Consider the following 869-nt stretch of genomic DNA (forward strand, 5'->3'; position numbering starts at 1 on the left):
TACGGCGTGTCGTCAGTTAAGCAGGATGATGATTGAGGCGAACTGCACGGCTGCGAGGAAGGTCGATTTCAGTTTATCGTAGCGGGTTGCGATAGCGCGAAACTGCTTGAGTTTATTGAAGAACCTCTCAACAAGGTTCCGTTCGCGGTAGAGAGAAAAATCGGTTTTCCGTTGTGTCGTTCTGTTGCGTTTTGGCGGGATGACCGGGGTAATCCCGCGCTGTATCAGCCGATCGATCAACCTGTCCGCGTCATACGCCTTGTCAGCAAGGAAAGCATCCGGTTCGATGTTTTCCAGAAGTGGTTCTGCCTGGGTGATATCGGCATCCTGTCCCGGTGTGATGCCGAGTTCCACTGGATTGCCCAGAGCGTCGCAGATGGCATGGATCTTTGTAGTTAGCCCGCCTCGTGATCGTCCGATGGCCTGATCCGTGCCCCTTTTTTGAGAGCTCCGGCACTATGCTGATGCGCTCGGACAATTGTGCTGTCGATCATCATGTATTCGTTGTCGTAATCAGCGGCCAGATAACGAAATATCCGTTCGATGACGCCGCTTTCACACCAGCGGCGCAGACGCCGGTGCACGTTTTTCCAGTCACCGAAACGGGCAGGAAGGTCGCGCCATGGAATACCCGCGCGATAGCGATACAGCACCGCCTCCACGAACAGACGGTTGTTCACCGCAGTGCCGCCGACATAGCCTTCTCGACCAGGAAGAAGATCCTTTATCCGCTCCCACTGGTCATCGCGTAAACTATAGCGCCGCATCTGTCTGTCTCCCCAAAAAAACGGGAAAACAGTCAGCACACGCAGACACAAAGTACAACCCTCACGTGCCACTCTCAGGGCTTAACTGACGACACGCCGTAG

1 protein-coding gene is annotated in these 869 nt (G+C 54.5%); it reads right to left on the reverse strand.

Annotated features, from left to right (window positions below; translation table 11 throughout):
- Positions 1-12: 12 nt before the first annotated feature.
- Positions 13-767 (reverse strand): IS5 family transposase gene (locus GOB86_RS15580; RefSeq protein ID WP_165993570.1). Its coding sequence is split into 2 segments (ribosomal slippage): positions 13-428 and positions 428-767, totalling 756 coding nucleotides; the frame shifts between segments, so codons are not numbered across the junction.
- Positions 768-869 lie beyond the last annotated feature (102 nt).

It is taken from the genome of Acetobacter lambici, assembly GCF_011516885.1.
GTDB lineage: Bacteria > Pseudomonadota > Alphaproteobacteria > Acetobacterales > Acetobacteraceae > Acetobacter > Acetobacter lambici.